Consider the following 25,633-nt stretch of genomic DNA (forward strand, 5'->3'; position numbering starts at 1 on the left):
TATGAAGAAAATAATTATTTTATTAATGTCGATTTTTATTTTATCATGCGAAACATTGCAAAATTCAGCAAGAGAACTTTCAAGAAGTTTTATAGAAGAAAATAAACCCGACATAACTGTTAAAAGCGCAAAATTAAAAAGCATAACTTTAAACGATATAACTTTAGAATGCGTTTTAGATATAAAAAATAATCTTTCCGTTGAGCTTCCTATAGAAAAAATAGAAATAGAATTAATAAATACAAGCGATAAAGTATTTTCAAAGGCTTATTCTGTTGAATCTCTAAAAATTCCTGCAAATGAAACTATGGCTAAAACTATAATTTTTAATGCAAAATATTTTGAAGTTTATTCCACCGTTCTTACTTCGTTAAAAAATAGAAATTTGAAATGCGTTGCTAAAACTTATATAACTTTCACTATGGCGAGAATGAAATTTAGATTTCCTTATACAAAAGAAGTTGTATTTATAGAATGAAATTTTATTTGATTTAAAGATTGACAAAAATATAAAAATGTAATATAATATTATCAATTAAAAATATTAGGAGTTTTTTATGAAAAAAATTATTATTTTATTAATTATTATATCGGTTTTAATTATTCAATGTTCAAATGAAACTTCTGGCGAGAGTGAAAAATCCGAAACAGAATTTATTGAAGATGACGCGGATAATTTTGTTTATGAGGAAGCAGAAACAAACATTATAAAAACTAATGAAACTAAAACTATATCTAAAGAAAAGAAAATAAGTGAAATAAAAACAAACGAAATTAAAACGACTAACGAAAGCGAAGAAAATAAAGCAAATGAAAATTCAGAAATTAAAAATGCCAATGAAACTGTAAGCGAAAATAAAATTAATGACACTGAAAAAATTGTTTATATAGCAAAAACGGGTAAAAAATATCATATTGAAAATTGCCGAACTTTGCGAGGCGAGAAGGAAGCCGTAGATTTGAACGAAGCAATAAAAAATGGGTATGAAGCTTGTAAGATTTGTAAGCCTGATGGTATTTAAGATATTAGTTTATATTTAAAAGTTATATTTTTTAATATTAACTATATATAAAATATTCTATTCTATTATTTTGAATTTATTTTAAGCCTATCTCTCAACTTTTTAATGGATATCCACCAAGCTATTTTGTCAATTAGATTATTTGGATTTTGATTAATTATAATAAAAATGTTAATATCTAATTTAAATAATATTAATATCGGCAGTTTTTAAAATCGTTTTGTATTAAATATTATATTAAATTAAAAAATCTTATAACACTTTATCAAATTCTTTATGCATCTCTTATATTTTTTGATAAATTTCATTAATACATACTTCATTTATTTTTTCATCATCACTATTATTAATTTTAGAATACATATATTTTTTTATTATTATATAAAAATTATTTATATTTTTATAATAATTTAATAATAGTTTATATTCATTATTAGATAAGGATTTATCTTCTATTTTTTATCATAAACTTTATTTAGATAATATTTTATTTTTTTAATTCTTTATAAAAAAATTAAAGAAGCAATGCCATTTTATTAAAGAAGTTTAATATACTATTGACACAATCTATATTTGAATGTATATACCTTATACGACTTTCATTAAGGCTTTTATAATTTTTATATAAAAATAGATTAACTTCTATATCGTAGCATATATTAGCAATTGTATTAATACTACTTTCCAAATCTGACTGTATAAGATAAATAATATTATTAACTTTCTTTTGATTATCTATTTCTTTTTCTTGCTGTTCATTTATTTCGTTTAATTTACGGTTAATCGAAATACTATATATTGATTCTATAATAGGAACTATGCATAATATTATAGATGTTATTAGTGTTATAAAATCAAATAAGGATGGTTTAAGCAAATTTGAAATTGTATAATTATTTAAGCCTATATTTGTTATTTAAGTATAATTAGTAATATAGCTATTTACAAAATTATATGCATATTATAGTCTATTTTTAAAATAAATATACCCGCAACTAATTACAATTCGCTAATCTCCCACATTCCCATATACTTATCTGGAGCTGTATATTGATAATCCTCTTTAATCATTAAAATAGGTTTTGGAAAATTAAAAGGCGGTTTTTCTAAATTCAAATATCTACAATCGCCTAAGTTTATATCATTTGTTAAATTATCTTCTATATATGGCATAGAACTTGCTATTAAATATTTACTACCGCTGTTTTTTATATTATTTATAGCCTTTATAACATAATCAAGCGGTAAATGTTGCCAACAATCTCTCGTAAATATTAAATCGACTTTATCTAATTTATCGCTACATATATTTAAAACTTTAAATTTTATATTTTCATTGGAATATTTATTATTATTTGCATCGACAATTTCGGATACAATATCGCATCCCGTATATGATTCAAAATTATTAACTATTTCTTTCATCCAATTAAAATCTCCGCAAGGTATATCCAATATGCTTTTCATATTATAATTTTTTACTATATCTATCAATCTATTTCTTAAAGTTTTCGTGCTTTTTAATTCCGAACCTTGCCCTGAAAAACTTTCTTTTGAACCCCAATAATTAGTTTTATATATTTTGGTAAAAACAATTTTATTTTCCAGATTTAATATTCCATTAATTACTTTCATATTATATTCTATCTCATTTAATCTTTCATTAATGACGCATATATCATTAATTGTAGGTTTCTTTTTTTATATTAATCTTCAATCCCAAAAGACTAATTTTTTTATATTTTTCCGTGTTTTCAATATTAAATAGCATAATTAACTCCTGCATTTTAAAATACTTTTATAATAATCTATAAATTTATCAGCCATAATTTTGGCTGTAAATTTTTCTTCGTATATTCGTCTTCCGTTTTTCCCCATACTTCCCTAATATCTTTATTCTCAAGCATAGTCCCTTGAACTACAACCGTTATATCTTCAAAATTTATATTATTCATTTATTAACTCCTATTCTGTTTTCAAAATATATTCTTAAAATAGCGAAAAATATTATTTTTAATTTATTTTATAATGACTTTCAACATATTCGTTTATAGCTAAACTTATAAATTCGCTTCTATTTGCCGTTATGTCGTCAACAATTTTAATTAAATTTTCATCAAGAGTAATGTCTATTCTTTTTTTATTTTCTTTTCTTATTTTCGCTTCTATAAGAACTCTTAAATCGGCTTTATAATAACCTTTATTTTTTCTATCTTCTATTATTTCTTCAAGCGTTGAAGGTTTAGGAATTTTTTCTTTATCTTCAATCATAGCGTTTATATGCATTTGTAAAGCCGCATGAGAATTTTTAATAGTTTGCTCCAAAGTTTTTCCCGAGCTTATGCAACCTGGAAAATCGTAAAATATCGCATTATATCCGCCGTTCGTTTTGTATATATCGGCAATGTATCTCTCTATATTTTTTTTCATAACTCCTCCTTGTTTATTTTATTTTTCTTTTTATTTAGTTTTTTTAAAATTTTTAAATTCGTATGCTCTTCAATACTTTTAATTACATTGATATTTAAATCTTGTTTGCTATGATAGGGAACGGTTATTTTATTTTTATTAACCTTTGTTTAAATTGCATGTGGCTTCCTTTCTGATTAAAAAAATAATATCCGTTTTTCTTCAATATTTTTATAATTTCTTTGGCTTTCATACAAATTCAAATCTCTACTATACGCAATAATACACATAATACTTAATTTGTCAAGTAAAATATATTAATTATTATAAAATATATTTTTAAAAAATATTTAATTAAATTGTAATAATTCATATTTTTAATTTATTTATTTATATATTGATAATTGTATCAAAAATGATACTATTATAATATATAAAATGAAAAGCGTAAATAAATTAAATGAAAATAAAAAAACAAATCCTATAGGTTCTAATTTTATAGAATATTTGGCTGAAGAAGGAATTTTAGAAGAATGCTTGGCTTTATCTTCAAAAGAGTTAATAGTTTATCAATTAAGAAATATAATGAAAGAAGAAGCGATAACAAAACAAGAACTAGCAAATAGAATGCATACGAGCCGAGCTGCAATTAACAGATTATTAGACGAAAATAATCAATCGGTGACTTTGGATACTTTGGAAAAAGCGGCTAAATTTTTAAATAAGAAGTTGATTATTAAATTTGTATAAATATAAACGACTTTAAAAAATTTATAATTTATTTTTTGATTAAAAAGCATTAAAAAAATAAAAAATAAAACCTAATCTTTTAATAAACAACCTTCAACCTTTCTTTAAATCCCGCATCCAAATTTAAAAAATCTTCCAATTCTATATCTCCGTAAGCGTCTATAAAAATATATTCGTTTTGAGTTTTTATTAAATATTTTAAAATCTCTTTATTGAAACTTATCAAATAAAAAGAATCTTCGCATTTATAGAGTTTTCCGTCAAAAATATTTTCAATTTTCTTATCGAGCGTCTTTCCGCTAATAAGAAACATATTAACAACCTTATCGATAACGCTTAAATTTCTACGATTAATTAATTTTAAATTTTTATCTTTATCTATTATAATTTCGGGCTTATCTTCTAAAGTAAAAACTTTAAAGCCTAAATTTAAATCTTTATCTTTTGACGATTGAATTATTTTTTGAGCGGCTCTTTTTACTCTCTCTATTGTAATATCGCTAATTACAGGATTTTAGCTTTTTAATTCTTTCTTACAAAAATCATAAGCGCTCTTGCTTTTATCTTCTTTTATCTCTTCGTCAATTTGAACTAAAATAAACTCTCTATTGCCTTTATCTTCTGCGTTTAATTCCATAACCGCTTGGGCAGTCGTTCCGCTTCCTGCAAAAAAGTCTAAAATAATATCGTTTGAATTTCCTTGCATTGTAACGCTTTGTATAAGTTGTTTAAGTAAATTTATAGGTTTCGGGTCGTTAAATACAAGTTGTCCAAACAATTCTTCATTTTCAGTATTGCCATCAGAAGTCCAGACGCCAGATATAATAGAATACATTAAGGCTTGATTATTTTCGTTATTACGACAAACTAAATGAAATTTATCATTGTAAGGTTTTAAGAAATAAATGCCATTAGTCAAATTTTGCTTGATTTCATCATATTTTTCTTGTGTGATTAGTTTTTCTTGTAAAAATATATCCATTTCTTCAAACATTAAATTTCTATGCTCTATAAGTTGATTTGGATATTTTTCATAAACATTTTTTAGTTTTAAATTATTTGTATATTTGCCGTGTATTTTTCTCAAAAAATCTGTTTCAATTTTACCTTTTTCTTTAATTTTAAATAAACCTTGTAATAAATCTTTATTTTTGCAATAAATCAAAATATACTCGTGTCCTTCGTAAAAATACTTTGCTTGTCCTCCGCCCGATTTTTTCTGCCATACAAAACAACTTACAAAATTATCTTCCCCTAAAATTTCATCGCATAAAAGTTTTAAATTTGCCTGTTCATTATCGTCAATGCTAATAAAAATGACGCCGTCCTCTTTAAGCAAATCGCGCGCAAGTTTAAGACGCGGAAGCATAAAAGAAAGCCAACCGCTATGCGTTCTACTTCCTTGAATGTTTTTAAAAAATTTCAAATCCTCGCTTTCAACTTCTTCTCCGTTTTCGTCAATTTCAATTAAGCCAACTTCCTCTAAAATCTTTTTGTAATCTTGCCTAAAATTATCGGGATAAATAAAATTTTCATTTGTCGTATTGTAAGGCGGGTCGATATAAATCATTTTTATTTTTTCGCTGTAAGCCGATTTTAGAATTTTCAAAACATCCAAATTATCGCCGCGTATTATTATATTTTTAGGATTGTTTGAATCTTTCATTTCAATATTTGACGAATTTAAATTTTTGCAATCCGCATTAGAAAAAATTTCTTCTAATTTCAATTCTTTATTACAAGGCGAACTATAAAGAGCGTTTGAAAGTCCCTTTCCCGTCCAAGTAAGCTCATAGCCCGAAATATCCGATTTTTTATCCAAGCCCAAAAGTAAAGATATAGCTTTTAAATCCGCTTTGCCTTCTATAATCGTTTGCGGAAAATTTGTTTTTAAATTTTCAAACAACTCGTTTTTAATAGAATTGTCTACAACTTTGATATTATTTTTTATAGCTTCATTTTTATTTATCATTTTAATCTCCTATATTGCCATAGCTTTTTGAATTACTTCAATTAAATTTTCTTTATTTATTCTCGTTCTATAAATTACTTTTATATCTTCTCTTTTAAGATTATTATTAAGGCATTCAAAAAACTTTTTAGCGTAATTAATTTTTTGCATCTCATCTTCTGGAATATCGCTTTCTTTATCATAGCCTTTAGTTTCGCATACGAAAAATATTTTTTGATTATTTTTATTTTTTAATAAATATGCAAAATCTGGCTCATAATCTTTATAAGGCGTTGGAATTTTAAACTTTGGAAGTTTAGCGAAAACTTCTAAAGTTTTATCGTCAATTAATCTGTTTTCTTCTAAAATAACCTCTTCCTCAATTTTAGAATCCCAAATGGCTTTTTCATAAAGATAATTTTCGCTCGGTTTTTTATCTTTAGTAATATATCTTCCCAATTTAAATTTTTCTATATCTTCTTTTGGCGTTCCGTCCTTATTATATAAAATATCATATCCGTTTATAAAAGAAGAATTTGAAAAAGAATTTTCGCAAAAATCATAGCTTACGGACAAAAGCAGATTTTTATGCAATTCTTCTTTAATAATATATTTAAGAGTTTCAAAAGCTTTTTTTGGAGAGTTAATAAAATTTTCTTTATTAAGATTATTATAAATTTCGATTAAAAATTTTATAGGAATTCCTTCGTCATTTGAAAAATCTAAAATTAAATCTTCTATCTTTAATATTTTAGAATAATCTTTTATAGCGAAAGATTTTACTTCTTCGGTAATTATTTTATTATGTTTCGTATCGTAAACTTTTTTCTCGTAAATTATTTTTTCTTTTTCAATTTTTTCATTATTAAATCTTTTTGTAATCTCTTTTAAAAGAATATCTTTATTTATATTATTATAAGTTAAAATCGCTCTCTTATTTATAGTTTGCCATAATTCTTTAAACTCTTTAGCCAAATTCTTTTTTATTTTTATTTTTTCTTCTTTTTTATTTGAATTTATAATTTGCGAATGTTTATTTGTAGGCTCTTTAAATGCTTCTAATATTCTATAGAATTTATCTTTAAGTAAATTTTTAATTTTGTCGTCATTTATAATGCCTTCGTAAATCGGAGATATTATTTTAAAAGTGTCGCTCTCTTCGTCAAATTCCGCCAAACCTAAATCTTCCAAAGCTATTGTAAATCTGTCTACTTCTCTTTGATTTAATCCTAATTTTATTAAACTATCTCTATCTAAAATATCGCCTCCTAAAGTAAAACTCGCTTCAATAATTTCTCTTTGCAATCCTTCTATAAATCCTCGCTCTTCTCCGCTTATAAGCATATCTAAATAATTTATATCAAAAAATTCATTGTCATTATAATTTAAATATTTATGATTTATTCTTTTTCCTTCGTTATTAACGCAAATTCTTAATCCTCTTCCAACTTGCTGATGTCTGCTCGTGTCGGAACTTGAGCTTGCAATTTTTGTAAGAGTAAAAATATTAGGATTATCCCAACCTTCTTGCAATGCCCATACGCTAAATATAAATCTTAAAGGATAATCGAAAGAAAGCAATTTTTCTTTTTCCTCCAAAATCATTTTAACTCCATCCGCTTCCCTATCTTCTTTATTTTTAATATCTCCGCTAAAATAACCTTCATGCACTTTTAAGTTAAAATCTTTATCAAAATCTTTTTCTAAATAATCTCTATATTCTTTACTTAAATCTTGCTTTAAAATTTTCGCTCTCTTTTGTTTATATAATCTTTCAAATTCTTCTTTTATAAAAGGTTTCTCTCCTCTAAAATCTTCAATATTAGGAATAAAAAATAAACTTAAAGCTTTAATATTATCTTTAAAAAGTTTTTCTTCTTTTTCAAAATGCAAATCAATAGCCTTGTTTAATAAATTTGTAATTTCGTTATTTTCTAATTTATAAGTTTTTTGTTTTTCTATAATCTCTCCATTGCTTAAATAAACTTTATCTTGAGATATTTTATTTAATGAAATTCCTTTAAATCTTAAATCTAATTTTCCCAAATCTTCGCCTATATAAATTTTAGTTTGTTTTTCTATTCCAAAATTAAAATAAGAAAATATAGCCTGTTTTATTTTTGTATTTGTAGATAATAAAAAAGGACTCTGATTATCTCGTCCTATAGTATGCACTCTTATTTGCTTAACTAAATAATTTCTAAAAGCGGATATAGAATCTAAACAATAAGCGACATTTGAAAGCGAAAAATCGCTATCTTTTGGAAAAGTCGCCCCGAAACGAAAATAAAGAGTTTTAATTTTATTAAAATATTTACTGAAAGCCTCGCCTTTAAGTAAATGCGGTTCGTCTATAATTGAAATCGGTTTTAACTCGGCTATATTTTCAAAAATACTTTGAGTATTAAATAAACTCTCGCTATTTCTATTAAGTATATTTGCAGATTTATCAATAGAGCTATTTGTAAGAATAAGAACGCTTAATTCTTCTTTATTTTTAATATAATGATTAACTATAGCGCTTAAACTTTTAATATCGCTATATACATAAGTTTTAAGATGCTTTTTATATTGATTGTAAAAATAATCTTTAGTAAGTTTAATATTTTGTTTAACGGATTCTAAAATTGCCTTTCTCGGAACGAATATTATAAATTTATTTTGTTTATATATTTTATTAATTTCAAATATAAGATTTAAATAAGTAAAAGTTTTTCCCGTTCCCGTCTCCATTAAAATATCTATATTTAATTTATCGCTTAATCCAAACGCCGATACTTTATCTTTTAAAAAATTATTAAAAACTTCTTTAAGATTATTTGCATCATGTTTCTTAAAATCAAAATCTTTTAAAAGATTAATTATATTGTTTATGCAATCTTGTTGGTAATCTTGTTTCTCAAAAATCATTTATCTGCCTTTATAAGAATATAGCGCCATTTTAATTTACACTATGAAATAAATCAATACTAATATTAGCGTAATTAATGTTTATTAAAGTTTAATACGCTTTAAAGCTTCGTAAGAAATTATAGCTGCAGAATTAGAAAAATTTAAAAAATAGATAATAAAAATTAATTAATGAATAACCACTATACGAACGCTATTTTCTTGCCATCTTCCTTGCCATTTGCTTCCGCTCACTACAATCGCGGTGTCGCCATGATTTGCTAAATTATGTTTTATTAAAGTATCTTCAAGAATATCAATCTGTCCGCCATGACTTATTCCCGCGCTAAAATTCAAATCTTCAGGCATTAATATTGTATAAACATTATGACATATAGAAATTCTATTGCATAAATCTTTATCCGCCGACATAAAAACTATTGGAGTTTTAGGACGCTTTTTAGATAAATTTTTAACCGTCCATCCCGACCTTGAAAGAGCTATAATAATTTTATTAGGAAGACAATAAGACAAATACGAAGCGCTATCTGTTAATGCGTCATTTAAATTTATATCCGAAGAATTATTAATTTCTTTTTTTACGATTATAGATTTTTCCACAGCTTCAACTATAGAAACCATAGCTTTAACCGATTCTATAGGATAATCTCCCGATGCCGTTTCAGCGGACATCATAACTACATCCGTTCCGTCCAAAACGGCGTTTGCAACATCGCTCGCTTCGGCTCTCGAAGGCACGGGACTTTTTGTCATACTTTCAAGCATTTGAGTCGCTATAATCGTTATCTTTCCCATATCGTTTGCTATTTTCAAAATCTTTTTCTGCCAAATTGGAACTTCGCCAAAAGGAATTTCAACTCCCAAATCTCCTCTTGCAACCATAACTCCGTCAGAATGTTTAATAATATCTTCCAAATTTTCTAAAGATTCCGTATTTTCTATTTTTGAGACTATTCCGACATCTTGAAAATTATTATCGTCTAAAATTTTTCTAAGTCTTATAACATCGTCCGCTTTTCTAACGAAACTCATTCCCAAATAATTGACTCCGTTTTTAGCGGAAAATAAAGCGTCCGAAATATCTTTTTCTGTTAAAACTTCGGTTGTTACATGAGCGCCAGGCAAATTGATTCCTTTACCGCTCAATATCGTTCCGCCCGTTATAACTTTGCATATAACTAATTTTTTATCTTCGTCTTTTGATTCTACAATTAATTGAATAGTTCCATCGGCTATTAAAAGCATAGAACCCGATTTAACATCATGAGCTATATTTGAGTGAGTCGTTGGAATAATATCTTCTTCTTTAATTTCTTTATATCCGCTTAATTGGACAATATCGCCTTCTTTAATAGTTATAGATTCTTTTAATTTTCCTATTCTTATTTTCGGACCTTGCAAATCCGCCAAAATCGAAACGGGCTTTTTTAAATTATTTGAAACTTTTCTTATAATATTAATTCTCTCTAAATGTTCTTCATAAGTTCCGAAAGAAAAATTGAGTCTGCAAACATCCGCTCCATTTTCTATAATTTTAGTTATGCTATTTTCATCGGACCATCTCGGACCTAAAGTCGCTATAATTTTTGTTTTTCTCATTAATTTGTTTTCCTCTTTAATAATTTTTTTAATCAATAATTGCAAATATTATAAAATATTAACGACTATATTACAATTATTTTTATTTATTTTATCTTTAAAAAATTTTAAATTATTATATAATAAGTATATGGTTAAAACAATTAAAAATATATTAATTTTATTCGCTATTATTATAGTTTTATTTTCATGCGAAAAAAATAATAATAAAACAGTTCATATTGGCAATTTCTCCGTAGTTATGCCCGAAAATTTTGAAAGAGGATTTTTAGACAGAGCTATAAATATAGACAAGACGGTTATAGATTACGAAACTTACGGACTTGAAACTAAAACTGCAATTTACGGAATAGAATATTCAAAATATAAATTTTCAATTAAAATAGAAAATATTAAAAATAATATTATAAATAATTTAAAAAATCATTTTGCCATAAAAGAATATAAAATAGTTTCGGAAGGTTATGTTGACGGAAAAAATAATTGTTATCAAATTTTAAGCAGTTTTTATTATGGACCAAATTTAACTTATAATAAATCTTTTATAATGATTAATGAAGGAAACGAAGTTATAAAAATTACTTGTATGTATAACGCCAACAGCAAAAAAGACGATAAAAGAATCGATAATATTATAGCGTCAGTAAAATTGATTTATAATGAATAATAATTAATCAAATATATTCTTTAATTATATTCGATAATTTTTTTACTTCTTCCAAACTCAAAGATTCTCCTCTATCGTTTTTATCAATATTAGCTTTTTCAAGAATTTCGTCAATTTTGTATTTTTCTATATTTATATAAGGCGAGACGATAAAATTATTTTTTATATTTTTTCTTCTATTATGAAATAAAGTTTTTGAAACGGATTTAAATATATTAAGAATTTGAAAATCAATATCTTTTGGAACTATGCTTATAATAGAAGATTCTACATTTGGAATCGGATAAAAAACTTCTTTTGAAACATTATATTCTAATTTAATATCCGACATAAAATTTGCAAATAATGTTAATGAAGAATAATCTTCGGTATTTGGTTTAGCAATTAATCTTTTTGCAAAATCGCTTTGAACCATAAAAACCGCATAATTCCATTTTTTATAACAGTCGCAAAAAAGCCATTCCATTATCGGACTTGCTATATTATAAGGAATATTTCCGTAAATATCGAATTTCTCATTATCTTTAATATCCGAAATATTAACGGTTAAAATATCTTTATGAATTATATTTATATTAGAATATCTTTCGGTTAAATGTTTGTATAAAGCTTTATCGTATTCTACTATAGTTAAATTTTCTTTATAAATATTTATAAGAATTTCGCTTAAAGAACCGAGTCCGCCGCCAATTTCTATAGCGTATTTTGAACGATTTTTAATTATGATATTTGCTATATTATTTGCAATATTTCTATCGCATAAAAAATTTTGTCCTCGATTTTTATTTGGAAATATTGAATTTTCTTTTAAATAATTTTTTACTTCGTTTTTAGAATATAAATTATTCAACATTTTTTGGTATTCTTGAAATTTGTAAAAGCATTATTAATATAATCGCCAAACTTATCGCATATACTACGGCTATATTAATAACCATATTTGAAAATTTTACTAAAATATCGGATATATAACTTATAAATACGCTATATATTAAAGTTATTGTTAGAGTTCCAATTATTCCTATAAATTTAGCGACTAAACTAGCGCCTTCGTAATATACTTCTTCTCTAAACTTAAAAGAATTATAAGCTATAATTAGAAATAATAATAAATATAAAATCGGAGATATAATTTTTTTGAATATTATTAAATTAATCGGAACGTTTGAATATCCGAATTTAGGAATTTCATTTTTTAAAGATATAAGTTTAGGCAAATTTATATAATCTAATATCATTTCGGTATAATTTTTAACGCTTTCAACCGCGCTTGAAGATATCGCTATTGGAATTATTGTAAAATTAGTATCGCCTATAGCGTAATTTTTTTTGCTAGTGTCAAGCGGAGCTTTTAATATAATATTTTTTATATTATTTGTATTTGGATGAAGAGTTTCTACTAATTTTCCATATTTATAATTTTGTATATTTAATATTTTAGAATTATTATCAAGTTTAATAATAGAAATATCAAACATATATAAATTGCCTTTAAAATATATGCTGTTTACGGAAGATAGCATAGTATTTTTATCTATCATTAAATTTAATCCGTTATGTTCCGTTATAGAATTATTTTCTAAAGAATTAGCGTTATCTATAAAAACATTTTTTACTTCAAAAGCTTCTTCAATAAAGAAATCGTAATTATTTATACTTTCTGTAATAATAGAATAATAATTATTAACTTCGCCTATATTTGGAGCTTCCGCATATAAAGATAATATTTCGTCATAAGCTTCCCATAATCTTCCCGCTTCGTATAAATTTATTACTTCCGCTAATTTTTTATAAGCGTATAATTCTTCTGTAGTATTTCCCAAATATTTAGGTTTATTATTTTGAGCTATGCTTATTCTGTTTAAATAATATAGAGCTAAAGGATTATATCTATCAATATTTAAAATTCTTTCAAAATATTTATTAGCTTCGTTATAATTTGAATACGAATAAGCTCTTGAGCCTAATTGCATTAATTTATTAATATTTTCTATTTTATCTTTATTTTGTATATCGTATAATTCGTTTTTTTCTTTTTGAATGCTTTTTAAAAGAAGAAGTATATTTCCGTTATCGCCTTCGTAAAATAAAGCTCTTCTTGCAAGTTTATAAGAATTATCTAAATTTCCTTTTAATAATTCTTCTCTTGCCATTTCATAATCTTTATTTTTTAATTTCGCTTCATATTGCATAAAGACTCTATAATCTTTATTAATATTATGTTCTTTTAATTTATATACCAATTCGTCTAATAAATAATAATCGTATAATGCGTAAAATAAAATTAAAATCAAAACTGTAGCAAGCGGAATAGCTATTGTTTTTGATAAATTAATTCCGCCTTCAATATAAGAACCTTTAAAAAATGCAAAATAAATACTTAAAGCTATTATATAAGGAATTATATATTTATATAATATTAAACTTGTAAATATATAAGAGATTAAAGAATGTTCTTTAGCGTATATTTTTGAATATATAACATAGAAAATTAATATTAAAAATATGCCAATAATCGACATTATTATAAAATTTAATATAAGTCTTTTAACTATGCTTTTATTCATGATTCAATATCTTCAATTTCTATTTCTTTAGTTTCCTCTATAATTTCTATAGGTTTTAATTTTGGCTTTTTATCATAAATATCGTTCATAACTTTTTGAGCTAACATTTTAGGAGGCAAAACTGCAAAATCATTCATAACGATATTAAAATATTCTAAAGCCTTTTTATATTTTTTCTGATAATAATAACAAAATCCTATTTCATAATAAGCCCAAGCCATATCTTTTGAATAATTTTCTCTATCAAAATTATCAATTATATATTGATAATATTTTATGGCTCTTTTATATTTTTTGTTATTAAATTCCGTATAAGCTTTTTCTGCAATTATTTTAGGATATCTCGCTTCTTCGGGAGTAATTTTAAGTGCGGTTGCGCATGAAGTTAAATAAAAAATAAACGCTATAAGAAAAATAAAATTCTTTTTCACTGACAAAACCTACTATTTTTTATAGGAATAAACTTCATCTCGCACAGGCAAACTTTTACGCAAGATTCTTAAAAAATCGCCCAAGTCTCCCATATCCTTATAACTGTCGCACTTTTCTACCGTTCTTCTAGCTACGGTAAAATACTTATACATCTTCTCTTCGCCAAGTTTTTTACGCCATTGCTCTTGAGTGCATTTTATTCTTAATAAATATTCTTTTCCCTCTAAACCGCTTGATTTTCTAAACAAAACGCAATAACGGCAATTAGCGCAATATATGCCCTCAAATTCAATAGGTTGTTCTTTATCTTCAGTCATAAATATTAACCATAAATTATGTTATTATATCTATAGTATAGCAAATTTTAAAATTAAAGTCAAGTTTATAATTTGTATATTTTAGCCTTATTCTTTAAAAAATATTATTGAAAAAAATAAAGTATAATATATAGTAATTAATCGGAGAATTTAAAATTAATGAAAATTTTATTTATAAGACATGGACAAACGCAATATAACGCCGAATTTAGATGGTTAGGTTCTACTGACAATCCTTTATGCGAAAACGGAAAAAAAGAACTTTTAGAAAAAAAACATATTATAGAAAAATATAAACCAATTCAAAAATTATATTGCAGCCCAATGAAAAGATGCGTTGAAACCGCAGAAATATATTTTAATCAAATGAATATTGAAATAATTGACGACTTAAAAGAAAGATGTTTTGGAGATTTTGAAGGAAAAAAATACGAAGAATTAAAAGACAATCATTATTATAAAGAATTTAATAAAAAACTTTGGAGAAGCAATATACCAAACGGAGAAGATTATAAAGAATTTTTTAAAAGAACTAAAAGAGTATATTTAAATATTTTACAAGACATGAAAAAAAATAATTTAGATTATGCAGCTATAGTTTCGCATGGCGGAATTATTATGTCTATAATAAGCGAATTCGACAATAAAAAAATGGCTTTCTACGATTATTTGGTTAAAAACGGTTGCGGATTTCTTACAAAAATTGACGAAAAAAATAATATAGATATTTTGGAAAAATTTTGATTAAAAAATAACGGAATAAATTAAATATGGAAACATTATTAATATTGCCAATATCTTTTCTTATGGATATGTTTATTAATAGTTTTAAATTAGACATATTCGCTTATATAAAAAATCTATTTGATAAAATTAATAATATATTGCATGAAAAAGTTTATAAAGAAAATAAAATATTAGAGTTTATATTTGGAACTTTAATTTCAATATTTATAATAGTTATAGTTTTTCTAATTTCTTTTTATTTATTAAAATTATTTTATAAAATACATTTTATAATAGGTTTGATTATAGAATTGATTTTATTTTATAATATTTTAGAAACAAGAAAGCCTTTAGAATTTGCCTCAATCATATTTGGAACTTTGCAGAATAATAATTTTAATAAAGCAAGAAATATATTAAAAGAAAATTTAAAAATAGATACGGAAGATATGGACGAAGAGACGATTATAAAAAGAACTATAGAATATGCGACTATAACTTCCGCAGAGAATTCTATTTATTTATTAATACTTTTTATTATCGGCGGAATTCCAATTTGTTTTTTATACAAGACAATTTACACATTATCTAAAAACGAAGTTGCAATTGACGAAAATAAAAACAAAAAATTATTTGAAATATTTTTAGTAAAATTATGCTTTATTATAAATATAATACTTTCTCTAATTTCTTTTTTATTTTATGCAATTTCAAGTTTATTTTTGCAATATAGATTTAGAAATTCTTTCGCCATTTTGAAAAAGGACGCTAAAGATAGCAAATCAATTTTAGAATGCGCGGTAGCAGGTTCTTTAGATATAGAAATTGGCGGAGATTATTTTAAAGACGGAGAATTATTTGAAAGAGAAAATGTAGGCGATTATATGGAAGAATTAAATTATAAACTTATAGAAAAAGTTAATAAAATACTTTTGCTTGGAAATTATATTTCTTTATCGATTTTAATATTTATAAAACTTATCTTTATGCTTTTATCGGTTATATTTTAATTAATGTTATTTAAAAATTCGTATATATCCTCATAACCTTCAAATTCCGCTATATCGATTGGAGTAAGAGAAGAATTATCTTTTATATTAGGATTAGCGTTTAATCTTATAAGCTCTTTTACAGAATCTAATTTATTATATTTAGCAGCCAAATGCAAAGCCGTTTGTCCATTATTGTCGGTTTTATCTATTCCGTTTCCATATTTAACTATTTCTTCTATTATGTCTTTATCTCCGTAAGAAGCGGCAAACATAAGCAAAGTTCTATTATTATTGTCGGTTATATTATAATCGATTTTATTTCTATTTTGAATTAATAAATTCTTTATATCGTTTTTATCTAATTTATCATTTTCGTTAATAAGAGCATGCATTATTATTGTCATTCCGTTTTCATCTTGAAAATTTATATTAACCGATTTATTTTTATTCGGAACAATATAAATTAAAACTATGATTATTAAAAATATTATTATAAAAGATATAAAAATATTATTTATGTTTTTAGATTTTGTCGATATTTTTTTAATATTATTTTTTTTCATTTTAATTTTTCCATTAATTACAAAACGATTTTATTATTATAAATCAATAATTAAAATATAGATATAAATAACTTGATTTTAAATAAAAATTGTTTAGTATATTTATAATATATAATTTATTAAAAAGGCTTTAATTATGAAATTTATTTTTTCAAGAATAATAATAGGAAGTTTGGTAATAATCATAGGAGTGTATATACTTCTTCAATATATTTTTCACATTTATATTCCTTTTCTCGCTTCAATTCCCGTATTTACTATAATAGTCGCTTTTCTTATAGTTTCTTGGGGAGTTGCCATATTATTTGGACGAGGTTTTTATTCTTCTAAAATAATTATAGGTTTATTATTAATTTTGTTCGGCATATATATTCTTATAAGATATTGCTTTAATGTAAATATGCCTTTCATTTTATACACGCCAATTTTTAGAATGATTTTTAGCATAATAATAGTTTTTTTAGGAATTTATATTTTAATCGGCGTTTATTATCTCGGAGATAATATTCCCGATTATAAAAAAAGATATTACAGATTATTTTTTAAAACTTCAAATATCGATTTTAGCAATATAGAAATAGACAGAAATATTAACATAACGGTTGATTCCATATTTTCCGACACAATTATATTTATAAATCAAAATATTCAAGTTTATATAAAGGCTTCAAGTTCGTTTGGAAGTATATCTCTTCCTACGGGCGATAGCGTAAGTTTTGGCGAAGTTAATTTTATTATAGGAGATTCTGATAAAATATTATATTTAAATGTAAATTCCGCATTTGGACAAATAAGAATTTTGTATAAATGATATTTTTATATTTTTGTTATCGTTTTTTTTTTTTTGTTAAAAAATATAAAATTAAACTTGACTTTTCAAAAAAGAATTACTATACTATTAAGCATAGATAAATATTTATTTTTGGAGGAAAAATATGTTTAGTAAAAAAAGCGAATTTTTAGCGGAACTCATAGGTTCAATGTTTCTAATTCTTTTAGGATGCGGAGTTGTAGCGTCGGTTGTTATTTGTAATAATGGTGCGCCCGTTAATATTCATTTGGCTTGGGGACTTGCCGTTACATTCGGTATTTATGTATCGGGTAAAATAAGCGGCGCTCATTTAAATCCAGCTGTTACTTTGGCTTTAGCTGTTACAAAAAGGTTTCCATGGAGTAAGGTTTTATATTATATCGTAGCTCAAATGATAGGTTGCTTTATTGCAGCGGCTATAGTATTTGCGGTATATTATAAAAAATGGATAGAGGTTGACTCGGAATTTGTAAACACGGCTGGAGTATTTTGCACTTTTCCAGCTGTTCCAGGTTTCTTATCGGGTTTAGTCGACCAAATTGTAGGAACTTTCATATTAGTATTTTTAATTTTAACGGTTGGAGATGCAAATAATACGCCCGCTGGTTCTAATTTAGGACCTATAATTGTAGGTTTAATAGTCGTAGCTATAGGATTATCTTTCGGCTATATGCATGGTTATGCGATTAATCCTGCAAGAGATTTAGGACCTAGACTATTTGCCGTAGTTGCGGGTTTTAAAAATAACGGACTTACGGATGGAACTAATGTATGGATAGTGCCTATAATAGGTCCTATAATCGGCGGTATTTTAGCTGGCATAATTTATGATTTAACTTTGGGAAAAATATTATCTTCAAATAAATAAAAATTAAAATTGTCGCAAGAATGCGGCGAAGGAGTTTTAAATGGCTAAATATGTAGTGGCAATAGACCAAGGGACAACGAGCAGCAGAGCAATATTATTTGATTATGACCAAAATATGGTATCCGTAGCTCAAAAAGAATTTACTCAAATATATCCAAACGAAGGTTGGGTAGAGCATAACGCTTCGGAAATTTGGGCGACTCAATTCGGAGTATTGCAAGAGGCTATACAAAAAGCTGGAGCAAAGCCTGAAGATATAGCGGCTATAGGAATAACAAATCAGAGAGAGACAACGGTTGTTTGGGATAAAAATACGGGAGAGCCTATATATAACGCTATAGTTTGGCAATGCAGAAGAACGGCTTCAATTTGCGATGCTATAAAATCTAAAGGATTAGATTCTTATATTAGAGAGAATACGGGACTTGTTATAGACGCTTATTTTTCAGGAACTAAAATTAAGTGGATATTAGACAATGTTGCTGGAGCGAGAGATAAAGCTAAAAAAGGAGAGTTATTATTTGGAACTATAGACACTTGGCTTATATGGAAACTCACGGGCGGAAAAGTTCATGTTACCGATTATACTAACGCTTCTCGAACAATGATTTATAATATTAAAGAGCTTAAATGGGATGAAAAAATATTAAAAGAATTGGATATTCCAGAAAGTATGCTTCCAGAAGTTAAAGATTCTTCCGAAGTTTACGGATACGCTAATATAAACGGAAAAGATGTCACAATATCGGGCATAGCGGGAGACCAACAAGCGGCTTTATTTGGGCAGGCATGTTTTGGCAAGGGAGATATAAAAAACACTTACGGAACGGGCAGTTTTATTCTTATGAATATAGGGGAAAAATTCATTTTAAGTAAAAACGGATTATTAACCACTATAGGAATAGGATATAAAGGAAAAATAGAATACGCTTTAGAAGGTTCGGTATTTATTGCAGGCGCGGTTATTCAATGGATTAGAGACGAATTAAGACTATTGCATGACGCTAAAGACACGGAATATTTTGCCACTAAAGTTAAAGACACAAACGGAGTATATTTAGTTCCCGCTTTTGTAGGACTTGGCGCTCCTTATTGGGATATGTATGCAAGAGGTTGTTTAGTAGGAATCACGAGAGGCGTAAATAGAAGTCATATAATAAGAGCGGCGGAAGAGGCTATAGCCTATCAAAGTAGAGATGTTATAGACGCTATGGTTGCCGATTCGGGAGTAAAATTAGGTTCGCTAAAAGTTGACGGCGGAGCTTCGAGAGATAATTTTTTAATGCAATTTCAAGCGGATATAATAAATACAAAAGTTTTAAGACCTCAAATAACCGAAACAACCGCTTTGGGCGCCGCGTATTTGGCAGGCTTGGCGGTAGGTTTTTGGAAAGATAAAGAAGAAATTTCTAAAAGATGGAGATTAGACAAAGAATTTAACCCTTCTTTACCCGAAGATGAAAGAAATAAAAAATATACAGGCTGGAAAAAAGCGGTTGAAAGAGCTAAAAATTGGGCTGTATAATAAAATTTTGTAATCCGTATATTGATTATTTCGATATACGGATTACATTTTAACTTATAACAAAAACAAAGGTATTTTATGTATGATATATTAATAATTGGCGCGGGCGTTTCTGGGACTTCGGCAGCGAGAGAATTATCGAGATATAAGGCAAATACATGCGTTGTCGAAAAATGCGAGGATGTATGTTCGGGGACTTCAAAGGCAAATAGCGGAATAGTTCATGCGGGATTTGACGCCGCCAACGGTTCGCTTATGGAAAAGTTGAATGTTTTGGGAAATAAAATGATGCCAAAAATAGCAAAAGATTTGAATGTTCCTTTTAAATTAAACGGTTCTTTAGTAGTATGCTCAAATAAAGAAGATATTCCGAATTTACAAAAATTATACGAAAGAGGAATTGCAAACGGAGTAGAGAATTTAAAAATATTAAACAAAGAAGAAGTTTTTGAAAGAGAGCCAAATTTAAATGATAATGTTGTAGCCGCTTTATACGCGCCGACTGCGGGAATAATTTGCCCTTTTATACTCAATGTCGCTTATGCGGAAAATGCATTCGATAACGGAGTAGAATTCAAATTTAATACGGAAGTTTTGAATATAAAAAAAGTTAATAATATATTTGAAGTTATAACTAATAACGAAATGATAAAAACAAAATATATTGTAAACGCAGCGGGAATCTATGCCGACAAATTTCATAATATGGTAAGCGACAATAAAATAAACATAAAACCAAGAAGAGGCGATTATATTCTGCTTGATAGCGAAGTTAAAAATATAGTTTCTTCAACAATATTCGCTTTGCCAAGCAAATTTGGAAAAGGCATTTTGGTGACGCCAACGGTTCATGGAAATATAATGATTGGTCCTACGGCAATAGATATAGAAGATAAAGAAGGAGTAAATACTACGACAGAAGGATTAAATCAAATAATAGAAAAATCTAAACTCACGGTAAAAAATATTCCTTATAATAAAGTAATCACTTCTTTTGCGGGGCTTCGCCCTCATGAAGACGGACATGAATTTATAATTAAAGAAGTAGAAGACGCTGAAAATTTTATTGACTGCGCGGGAATAGAATCGCCTGGACTTGCAAGCTCGCCTGCAATTGGAGTTATGGTAGCGGATATTTTAAAAGAAAAAGCAAAATTAGAAACTAAAAAAGATTTTATAGAGAAGAGAAAAGGCATTACAAAATTTATGAGTTTGTCTAACGAAGAAAAAAATAAACTTATAAAAGAAAATCATTTATACGGGCATATAATTTGCAGATGCGAAAAAATTACAGAAGGAGAAATAGTCGATGCAATAAAAAGCCCGATTGGAGCGAAATCTTTAGACGGAATTAAAAGAAGAGTGAGGGCTGGACTTGGAAGATGTCAAGGCGGATTCTGTTCGCCAAAAATAATGGAAATACTTTCAAGAGAGCTTAATATTAATATACTCGATATTACAAAATCCGAAAAAGGTTCTGAAATAATTAAAGGATTTGATAAAGAAAGTTTATAAGGAGAGACAATGAAATCTTACGATATTGTTATTATAGGCGGAGGACCTGCGGGACTTGCGGCTGCTATTTCGGCAAGGGAAAATGGAATTGAAAATTTGCTTATTATAGAAAGAGACGAAGTTTTAGGCGGAATATTAAATCAATGCATTCATAACGGTTTTGGACTTCATAGATTTGGAGAAGAATTAACGGGACCAGAATACGCTTACAGATTTATAGAAAAAGTTATAGATTTGAAAATAGAATATAAATTAAATACTATGGTTTTGAATATCGATGCCGACAAGAATATAACTTATATAAACAAAGAAGAAGGTTTTATTCAAATTAAATCTAAATCTATTATTTTAGCTATGGGATGCAGAGAGCGAGCGAGAGGCGCGCTTAATATAGCGGGATATAGACCAGCGGGAATATTTTCGGCGGGAGCTGCGCAACATTTAGTAAATATTGAAGGATATATGCCAGGAAAAGAAGTAGTTATTTTGGGTTCGGGCGATATAGGACTTATTATGGCAAGGAGAATGACTTTTGAAGGAGCGAATGTAAAAGTTGTAGCCGAGATTTTACCATTTTCGGGAGGCTTAAAAAGAAATATAGTTCAATGTTTGGACGATTTTAATATTCCTTTGAAATTAAGTCACACGGTTATTGACATTAAAGGAAAAGACAGAATCGAAGGAGTTATTATTGCTAAAGTTGACGAGAATATGAAGCCGATTAAAGGAACTGAAGAATATTATTCATGCGACACTTTGCTTTTGTCGGTTGGATTAATTCCCGAAAATGAACTTTCAAAAGAAATAGGAATTGAAATAAACCCAATCACATCGGGACCTATAGTAAACGAAAGTTTGGAAACTAATATCGAAGGAATATTTTCATGCGGAAACGCTTTGCATGTTCATGATTTGGTTGATTTTGTTTCAGAAGAAGCGGAAACTGCGGGAAAAAGCGCCGCTATTTATATTCTAAATAAAAAAACAAAAAAAGAAAAAGAAGAATATATTTATTTAAAAGCTTCAAACGGAATTCGTTATACAGTTCCGTCAATCGTTAATATTGAAAATATAGATAAAGAACTTACGGTTAGATTTAGAGTAGGCGGAGTATTTACAAATAAATTTTTGAATGTTTATTTTGACGGAGCGAGGCTCGTTCATAAAAAACATTTGATATTTGCGCCTGGCGAAATGGAAACCTTAAAATTAAATAAAGATATGTTATTAAAAGAAGGATTAAAAAATATAGAATTTAAAATCGAAGATAATTAAATTAAGGATAATAAAATGGAAAATAAAGAATTAACTTGTATATGTTGTCCTATGGGATGCGCTTTAAATATTGAAATGGAAAATAACGAGATTATAAAAGTTATAGGCAATACTTGTAAAAGAGGCGACACTTATGCGAGAGCCGAAATAGTTCGTCCCGTTAGAATGGTTACTACTATAGTTAAAGTTGAAAACGGAAAATTAAAAATGCTTCCCGTAAAAACAAAAGAGCCTATAGATAAAGATAAAATAAATATTTGTCTTCATGCATTGAAAGATATAAAAGTTAAAGCGCCCGTTAATATAGGAGATATTATAGCCAAAGATATTGCTGGAGTCGATATAATCGCCACTAGAAATGTGGAAGCTATCTTATAATAAAATTAAATATTTTTTATTAAATTTTAAGTGCAAGATTCGCAAACCTCTTCAAGCTCAAAATTCGATTTAGGAGTTTTCATATAATATAAAGTTTTAAGTCCTAAATCCATAGCGTATTGAATATCGTCCCAAAGTTCTTTTGCCGATTCTGGTTTAATATAATAAAGATTTACCGATTGCGATTGGTCTATATATCTTTGTCTCACGGCGGCAAGCTCTATAATATTTTTTGCAGGAATAGTCCAACATCTTTGATAATAATCTCTATTCTTTTTAAGATTAGGCGCTAAAGAAGGCAAGGTTTGAATTCCTTCTTCTACAAAAAATAAATCTACTATAGGCTCTATGCTTTCCGTTGCCGAAACGCTTTTTCCCGAAGTCGCTGTCGGAGCTATAGCGCCATGAAAAGAAAATCTAACGCCATAATTTTTTATATCTTCTGCGAGTTTGTCCCATTTTTCAGAATCGGTTTCAATATTAAGAATATTTTTTTTATTATTTAAAATCGACAAATGAAAAGGAGTTTTTCCTTCTTTCCATTTTGATTCGTAAAAAGTTTTATAAGGTCCTCTCTCTTTCGCTAAAATATTTGAAGCTTCGTAAATATGATAATATAAATCGTCAAAAACTTTATTTGTGAACTCTATCGCTTCTTTGTCTGTATATTTTAATTTATTTGACGCTAAAAGATTTGCATAATTTATAACGCCAATTCCAATTGGACGATTTTTTTTATTTGCAATCTCGCCTTCTTTTACGGGATAAAATTGAGCGTCTATTATATTATCGCATCCTCTTAATAAAGTATAGCAGAAAGATTTTTTCTTTTCGGGCTTAAAATTAACCCAAGACATTAAATTTACAGAAACCAAATTGCATATTCCAATCTCTCCGCTTTGCTTTCTCTGAATTATTTCGTAAGTTCCATCTTCGTTTACTACATATTTTTCTTCTAAAAGTTTTGAAGGAAAAGACGGAATTACAATTTCTTGACAGAGATTTGAAGCGCCGACAAATTTATTAACCATATTTTGTTCGTTTATATTATCAACGAAAGTTAAATATATATTTCCCGTTTCCTGACGAACTTTCAATATTTGAAATAATAATTCTTTCGCTTTTATTTTCTTTTTTCTTATTGAAGATTTGCTTTCATAATAAACATAAGCTATATTAAAATTCTCTCCGTATTCTTCGTTAAGTAATGGAGTTTCTTTAGGGTCGAATAAAGTTATATATTGGTCTTTATTTACTCTCTCTCTAAAAATATTGCTTATTCTTATTGAATATACTAATTTTCTCGCTCTCGTATCTTCCGTTCCGCCCGCGTCTTTAAGCATTACCAAATCCATAACATCCATATGCCACCAAGGAAAAGTTATAACGCATGCTCCTTTACGAACTCCGCCTTGATTAAACGATGAAATTGTCTGCTCTACTCTCTTTATAAAAGGAATAGGTCCGTCCGAGCGTCCTCTATTAGTTTGAATGCTTGAGCCTGAAGCCCTTATAAAAGAAGCGTCATAAGCGATTCCGCCTGAAAATTTTGAATATAAAGCCATATTGCCATCGGTTTGATTTAAACTCCAAGTGTCGTCATCGGGAGTGTTTAATATGCAGCTTGCAAGTTGAGCTTTTACCGTCATACTATTTGCAATTCTTGGCGTGGCAAATGTAACTTCATGTTTTGAAAGCATATCGTAAGTTCTTTTTATATATTTTAATCTATCGTTTCTACTTTTTTTAAATATTTCTTTTTTATCGCCTTTATAAATATCGTCATAAAAAGAAAACATAGCGGCAACCATATAAGTTATTTGAGGAAGTTCCAATTTTTTATTTCCGATTGCTTTGCAGTATTTTCTATTGAATATGGCAAGTCCTTTATAAGTAAAAAGCAAATCTCTATTTGGCTCTATCATTGAATTTATTTTATCCAATTCTATGTCTGAAAAATGTTTTATAATTTCTTTATCGTATATTTTGTATTTTAATCCTTTTTTTAAGAAAGTTTTTATATGAGGATAAGCGCCTATTTTTTTTAATCCCGCCGTTTCTTTATATATTTTCATTAAATAAAGTTTTTCGGCTATAGTGTCGTATATCGGATATAGCGGACTTATTTTATTTACGGCAGTATTTATAAGCTCGTCATATAAAACTTCAATTTTCATTTTATCGTTTATTTTTATATTAAGTCCTTGAAGTAAAGCGTTTGTAAAAACTTCTTTTCCTTCGGTAGCCCAATTAATAACTTTTTTTAATTTTTCTTCGTTGAAAGGCTCTTCTCTTCCGTCTCTTTTTATAATAATATGTTTTTTATCTTTAGTTAATTCAATCATAATCTGCTCCA

The 25,633-nt window shown here is 26.9% G+C and carries 27 protein-coding genes; 12 read left to right on the forward strand and 15 right to left on the reverse strand.

Features of this window, described 5'->3' with window-relative positions:
• The first annotated feature begins 1 nt into the window (after position 1).
• Positions 2-478 (forward strand): hypothetical protein, encoded by a 477-nt coding sequence (locus EPJ79_RS09300; protein ID WP_147739282.1) that lies wholly within the window; start codon positions 2-4, stop codon positions 476-478.
• 79 nt (positions 479-557) lie between these two features.
• Positions 558-1,022: a hypothetical protein gene (locus EPJ79_RS11845; protein ID WP_244289097.1), complete on the forward strand. Its 465-nt coding sequence runs from the start codon at positions 558-560 to the stop codon at positions 1,020-1,022.
• Positions 1,023-1,536: 514 nt separating this feature from the next.
• Here the strand turns inward: EPJ79_RS11845 and EPJ79_RS09310 are convergent.
• The 5 genes from EPJ79_RS09310 to EPJ79_RS11970 all read right to left on the reverse strand — a co-directional run bounded on the left by EPJ79_RS09310 (position 1,537) and on the right by EPJ79_RS11970 (position 3,684).
• A complete protein-coding gene (locus EPJ79_RS09310; RefSeq protein WP_147739283.1) occupies positions 1,537-1,899 on the reverse strand; it encodes a hypothetical protein in 363 nt (120 codons plus the stop codon).
• A 122-nt stretch (positions 1,900-2,021) separates the two neighbouring features.
• Positions 2,022-2,657, reverse strand: a complete 636-nt coding sequence (locus EPJ79_RS09315) for a class I SAM-dependent methyltransferase (RefSeq protein WP_147739284.1) — start codon at positions 2,655-2,657, stop codon at positions 2,022-2,024.
• A 173-nt stretch (positions 2,658-2,830) separates the two neighbouring features.
• A complete protein-coding gene (locus tag EPJ79_RS11585) occupies positions 2,831-2,977 on the reverse strand; it encodes a hypothetical protein (protein WP_158634367.1) in 147 nt (48 codons plus the stop codon).
• A gap of 58 nt (positions 2,978-3,035) precedes the next feature.
• Positions 3,036-3,452: a type II toxin-antitoxin system HicB family antitoxin gene (locus EPJ79_RS09320; RefSeq protein ID WP_147739285.1), complete on the reverse strand. Its 417-nt coding sequence runs from the start codon at positions 3,450-3,452 to the stop codon at positions 3,036-3,038.
• Between the two features lie 124 nt (positions 3,453-3,576).
• Positions 3,577-3,684: a type II toxin-antitoxin system HicA family toxin gene (locus EPJ79_RS11970; protein WP_338134180.1), complete on the reverse strand. Its 108-nt coding sequence runs from the start codon at positions 3,682-3,684 to the stop codon at positions 3,577-3,579.
• A gap of 185 nt (positions 3,685-3,869) precedes the next feature.
• On the opposite strand from EPJ79_RS11970, the gene EPJ79_RS09330 reads away from it, so the two are divergent.
• Positions 3,870-4,181, forward strand: coding sequence for a helix-turn-helix domain-containing protein (locus EPJ79_RS09330; protein WP_147545256.1), 312 nt, complete (start codon positions 3,870-3,872; stop codon positions 4,179-4,181).
• A gap of 79 nt (positions 4,182-4,260) precedes the next feature.
• Here the strand turns inward: EPJ79_RS09330 and EPJ79_RS11770 are convergent, their stop codons facing one another.
• The 4 genes from EPJ79_RS11770 to pyk all read right to left on the reverse strand — a co-directional run bounded on the left by EPJ79_RS11770 (position 4,261) and on the right by pyk (position 10,641).
• Positions 4,261-4,494, reverse strand: a complete 234-nt coding sequence (locus EPJ79_RS11770) for a hypothetical protein (protein WP_208745268.1) — start codon at positions 4,492-4,494, stop codon at positions 4,261-4,263.
• Positions 4,495-4,695: 201 nt separating this feature from the next.
• Positions 4,696-6,153 carry a site-specific DNA-methyltransferase gene (locus EPJ79_RS09335; protein WP_208745269.1) on the reverse strand — a complete coding sequence of 486 codons (1,458 nt, stop codon included), beginning with the start codon at positions 6,151-6,153 and terminating at the stop codon, positions 4,696-4,698.
• A gap of 9 nt (positions 6,154-6,162) precedes the next feature.
• Positions 6,163-9,042 carry a restriction endonuclease gene (locus EPJ79_RS09340; RefSeq protein WP_147739286.1) on the reverse strand — a complete coding sequence of 960 codons (2,880 nt, stop codon included), beginning with the start codon at positions 9,040-9,042 and terminating at the stop codon, positions 6,163-6,165.
• A gap of 168 nt (positions 9,043-9,210) precedes the next feature.
• On the reverse strand, positions 9,211-10,641 hold the full coding sequence (gene pyk, locus EPJ79_RS09345) for a pyruvate kinase (RefSeq protein ID WP_147739287.1): 1,431 nt from the start codon (positions 10,639-10,641) through the stop codon (positions 9,211-9,213).
• A 130-nt stretch (positions 10,642-10,771) separates the two neighbouring features.
• Between pyk and EPJ79_RS09350 the strand changes: the two genes are divergently transcribed.
• A complete protein-coding gene (locus EPJ79_RS09350; RefSeq protein ID WP_147739288.1) occupies positions 10,772-11,308 on the forward strand; it encodes a hypothetical protein in 537 nt (178 codons plus the stop codon).
• Between the two features lie 7 nt (positions 11,309-11,315).
• Here EPJ79_RS09350 and rsmA read toward each other — a convergent pair whose 3' ends face one another.
• The 4 genes from rsmA to EPJ79_RS09370 are packed head-to-tail and all read right to left on the reverse strand — an operon-like array spanning position 11,316 to position 14,624.
• Positions 11,316-12,161: a 16S rRNA (adenine(1518)-N(6)/adenine(1519)-N(6))-dimethyltransferase RsmA gene (gene rsmA / locus EPJ79_RS09355; RefSeq protein ID WP_147739289.1), complete on the reverse strand. Its 846-nt coding sequence runs from the start codon at positions 12,159-12,161 to the stop codon at positions 11,316-11,318.
• Positions 12,151-13,875, reverse strand: coding sequence for a tetratricopeptide repeat protein (locus EPJ79_RS09360; RefSeq protein ID WP_147739290.1), 1,725 nt, complete (start codon positions 13,873-13,875; stop codon positions 12,151-12,153). Before EPJ79_RS09360 ends, rsmA begins: the two co-directional genes overlap by 11 nt.
• Positions 13,872-14,306 carry a tetratricopeptide repeat protein gene (locus EPJ79_RS09365; RefSeq protein WP_021957660.1) on the reverse strand — a complete coding sequence of 145 codons (435 nt, stop codon included), beginning with the start codon at positions 14,304-14,306 and terminating at the stop codon, positions 13,872-13,874. Before EPJ79_RS09365 ends, EPJ79_RS09360 begins: the two co-directional genes overlap by 4 nt.
• A gap of 12 nt (positions 14,307-14,318) precedes the next feature.
• On the reverse strand, positions 14,319-14,624 hold the full coding sequence (locus tag EPJ79_RS09370) for a hypothetical protein (protein WP_147527687.1): 306 nt from the start codon (positions 14,622-14,624) through the stop codon (positions 14,319-14,321).
• Positions 14,625-14,783: 159 nt separating this feature from the next.
• On the opposite strand from EPJ79_RS09370, the gene EPJ79_RS09375 reads away from it, so the two are divergent.
• Together EPJ79_RS09375 and EPJ79_RS09380 are read left to right on the forward strand one after the other, a co-directional pair.
• Entirely contained in the window at positions 14,784-15,368 is a 585-nt protein-coding gene (locus EPJ79_RS09375) for a histidine phosphatase family protein (protein ID WP_147739291.1), read from the forward strand.
• A 26-nt stretch (positions 15,369-15,394) separates the two neighbouring features.
• A complete protein-coding gene (locus EPJ79_RS09380; RefSeq protein ID WP_147739292.1) occupies positions 15,395-16,360 on the forward strand; it encodes a cobalamin biosynthesis protein in 966 nt (321 codons plus the stop codon).
• On the opposite strand, the gene EPJ79_RS09385 is transcribed toward EPJ79_RS09380, so the two are convergent.
• Positions 16,357-16,905 (reverse strand): ankyrin repeat domain-containing protein, encoded by a 549-nt coding sequence (locus tag EPJ79_RS09385; RefSeq protein WP_147739293.1) that lies wholly within the window; start codon positions 16,903-16,905, stop codon positions 16,357-16,359. The two genes, EPJ79_RS09380 and EPJ79_RS09385, sit on opposite strands and share 4 nt — an antisense overlap.
• A 136-nt stretch (positions 16,906-17,041) precedes the next feature.
• On the opposite strand from EPJ79_RS09385, the gene EPJ79_RS09390 reads away from it, so the two are divergent.
• From EPJ79_RS09390 to EPJ79_RS09415, 6 genes are all read left to right on the forward strand, one after another.
• Entirely contained in the window at positions 17,042-17,716 is a 675-nt protein-coding gene (locus tag EPJ79_RS09390; RefSeq protein ID WP_021959077.1) for a hypothetical protein, read from the forward strand.
• Positions 17,717-17,840: 124 nt separating this feature from the next.
• Positions 17,841-18,584, forward strand: coding sequence for an MIP/aquaporin family protein (locus tag EPJ79_RS09395; protein WP_147739294.1), 744 nt, complete (start codon positions 17,841-17,843; stop codon positions 18,582-18,584).
• Positions 18,585-18,624: 40 nt separating this feature from the next.
• Positions 18,625-20,109 (forward strand): glycerol kinase GlpK, encoded by a 1,485-nt coding sequence (gene glpK / locus EPJ79_RS09400; protein WP_147739295.1) that lies wholly within the window; start codon positions 18,625-18,627, stop codon positions 20,107-20,109.
• 78 nt (positions 20,110-20,187) lie between these two features.
• On the forward strand, positions 20,188-21,624 hold the full coding sequence (locus EPJ79_RS09405) for an NAD(P)/FAD-dependent oxidoreductase (protein ID WP_147739296.1): 1,437 nt from the start codon (positions 20,188-20,190) through the stop codon (positions 21,622-21,624).
• Between the two features lie 9 nt (positions 21,625-21,633).
• On the forward strand, positions 21,634-22,899 hold the full coding sequence (locus EPJ79_RS09410; protein WP_147739297.1) for an NAD(P)/FAD-dependent oxidoreductase: 1,266 nt from the start codon (positions 21,634-21,636) through the stop codon (positions 22,897-22,899).
• 15 nt (positions 22,900-22,914) lie between these two features.
• Entirely contained in the window at positions 22,915-23,277 is a 363-nt protein-coding gene (locus tag EPJ79_RS09415) for a DUF1667 domain-containing protein (protein WP_147739298.1), read from the forward strand.
• Positions 23,278-23,303: 26 nt separating this feature from the next.
• Here the strand turns inward: EPJ79_RS09415 and EPJ79_RS09420 are convergent, their stop codons facing one another.
• Positions 23,304-25,622 (reverse strand): ribonucleoside-diphosphate reductase subunit alpha, encoded by a 2,319-nt coding sequence (locus tag EPJ79_RS09420; RefSeq protein WP_147739299.1) that lies wholly within the window; start codon positions 25,620-25,622, stop codon positions 23,304-23,306.
• Between the last annotated feature and the right edge of the window lie 11 nt (positions 25,623-25,633).

The sequence above is a fragment of the Brachyspira aalborgi genome (assembly GCF_008016455.1).
Taxonomy (GTDB): domain Bacteria; phylum Spirochaetota; class Brachyspiria; order Brachyspirales; family Brachyspiraceae; genus Brachyspira; species Brachyspira aalborgi.

Coding starts and splice junctions, on each gene's coding strand:
- EPJ79_RS09300 (WP_147739282.1), top strand. CDS start 2: ATGAAGAAAATAATTATTTTATTAATGTCGATTTTTATTTTATCATGC.
- EPJ79_RS11845 (WP_244289097.1), top strand. CDS start 558: ATGAAAAAAATTATTATTTTATTAATTATTATATCGGTTTTAATTATT.
- EPJ79_RS09315 (WP_147739284.1), bottom strand. CDS start 2,657: ATGAAAGTAATTAATGGAATATTAAATCTGGAAAATAAAATTGTTTTT.
- EPJ79_RS11585 (WP_158634367.1), bottom strand. CDS start 2,977: ATGAATAATATAAATTTTGAAGATATAACGGTTGTAGTTCAAGGGACT.
- EPJ79_RS09320 (WP_147739285.1), bottom strand. CDS start 3,452: ATGAAAAAAAATATAGAGAGATACATTGCCGATATATACAAAACGAAC.
- EPJ79_RS11970 (WP_338134180.1), bottom strand. CDS start 3,684: ATGAAAGCCAAAGAAATTATAAAAATATTGAAGAAAAACGGATATTAT.
- EPJ79_RS09330 (WP_147545256.1), top strand. CDS start 3,870: ATGAAAAGCGTAAATAAATTAAATGAAAATAAAAAAACAAATCCTATA.
- EPJ79_RS11770 (WP_208745268.1), bottom strand. CDS start 4,494: ATGTTTCTTATTAGCGGAAAGACGCTCGATAAGAAAATTGAAAATATT.
- EPJ79_RS09335 (WP_208745269.1), bottom strand. CDS start 6,153: ATGATAAATAAAAATGAAGCTATAAAAAATAATATCAAAGTTGTAGAC.
- EPJ79_RS09340 (WP_147739286.1), bottom strand. CDS start 9,042: ATGATTTTTGAGAAACAAGATTACCAACAAGATTGCATAAACAATATA.
- pyk (WP_147739287.1), bottom strand. CDS start 10,641: ATGAGAAAAACAAAAATTATAGCGACTTTAGGTCCGAGATGGTCCGAT.
- EPJ79_RS09350 (WP_147739288.1), top strand. CDS start 10,772: ATGGTTAAAACAATTAAAAATATATTAATTTTATTCGCTATTATTATA.
- rsmA (WP_147739289.1), bottom strand. CDS start 12,161: ATGTTGAATAATTTATATTCTAAAAACGAAGTAAAAAATTATTTAAAA.
- EPJ79_RS09360 (WP_147739290.1), bottom strand. CDS start 13,875: ATGAATAAAAGCATAGTTAAAAGACTTATATTAAATTTTATAATAATG.
- EPJ79_RS09370 (WP_147527687.1), bottom strand. CDS start 14,624: ATGACTGAAGATAAAGAACAACCTATTGAATTTGAGGGCATATATTGC.
- EPJ79_RS09375 (WP_147739291.1), top strand. CDS start 14,784: ATGAAAATTTTATTTATAAGACATGGACAAACGCAATATAACGCCGAA.
- EPJ79_RS09380 (WP_147739292.1), top strand. CDS start 15,395: ATGGAAACATTATTAATATTGCCAATATCTTTTCTTATGGATATGTTT.
- EPJ79_RS09385 (WP_147739293.1), bottom strand. CDS start 16,905: ATGAAAAAAAATAATATTAAAAAAATATCGACAAAATCTAAAAACATA.
- EPJ79_RS09390 (WP_021959077.1), top strand. CDS start 17,042: ATGAAATTTATTTTTTCAAGAATAATAATAGGAAGTTTGGTAATAATC.
- EPJ79_RS09395 (WP_147739294.1), top strand. CDS start 17,841: ATGTTTAGTAAAAAAAGCGAATTTTTAGCGGAACTCATAGGTTCAATG.
- glpK (WP_147739295.1), top strand. CDS start 18,625: ATGGCTAAATATGTAGTGGCAATAGACCAAGGGACAACGAGCAGCAGA.
- EPJ79_RS09405 (WP_147739296.1), top strand. CDS start 20,188: ATGTATGATATATTAATAATTGGCGCGGGCGTTTCTGGGACTTCGGCA.
- EPJ79_RS09410 (WP_147739297.1), top strand. CDS start 21,634: ATGAAATCTTACGATATTGTTATTATAGGCGGAGGACCTGCGGGACTT.
- EPJ79_RS09415 (WP_147739298.1), top strand. CDS start 22,915: ATGGAAAATAAAGAATTAACTTGTATATGTTGTCCTATGGGATGCGCT.
- EPJ79_RS09420 (WP_147739299.1), bottom strand. CDS start 25,622: ATGATTGAATTAACTAAAGATAAAAAACATATTATTATAAAAAGAGAC.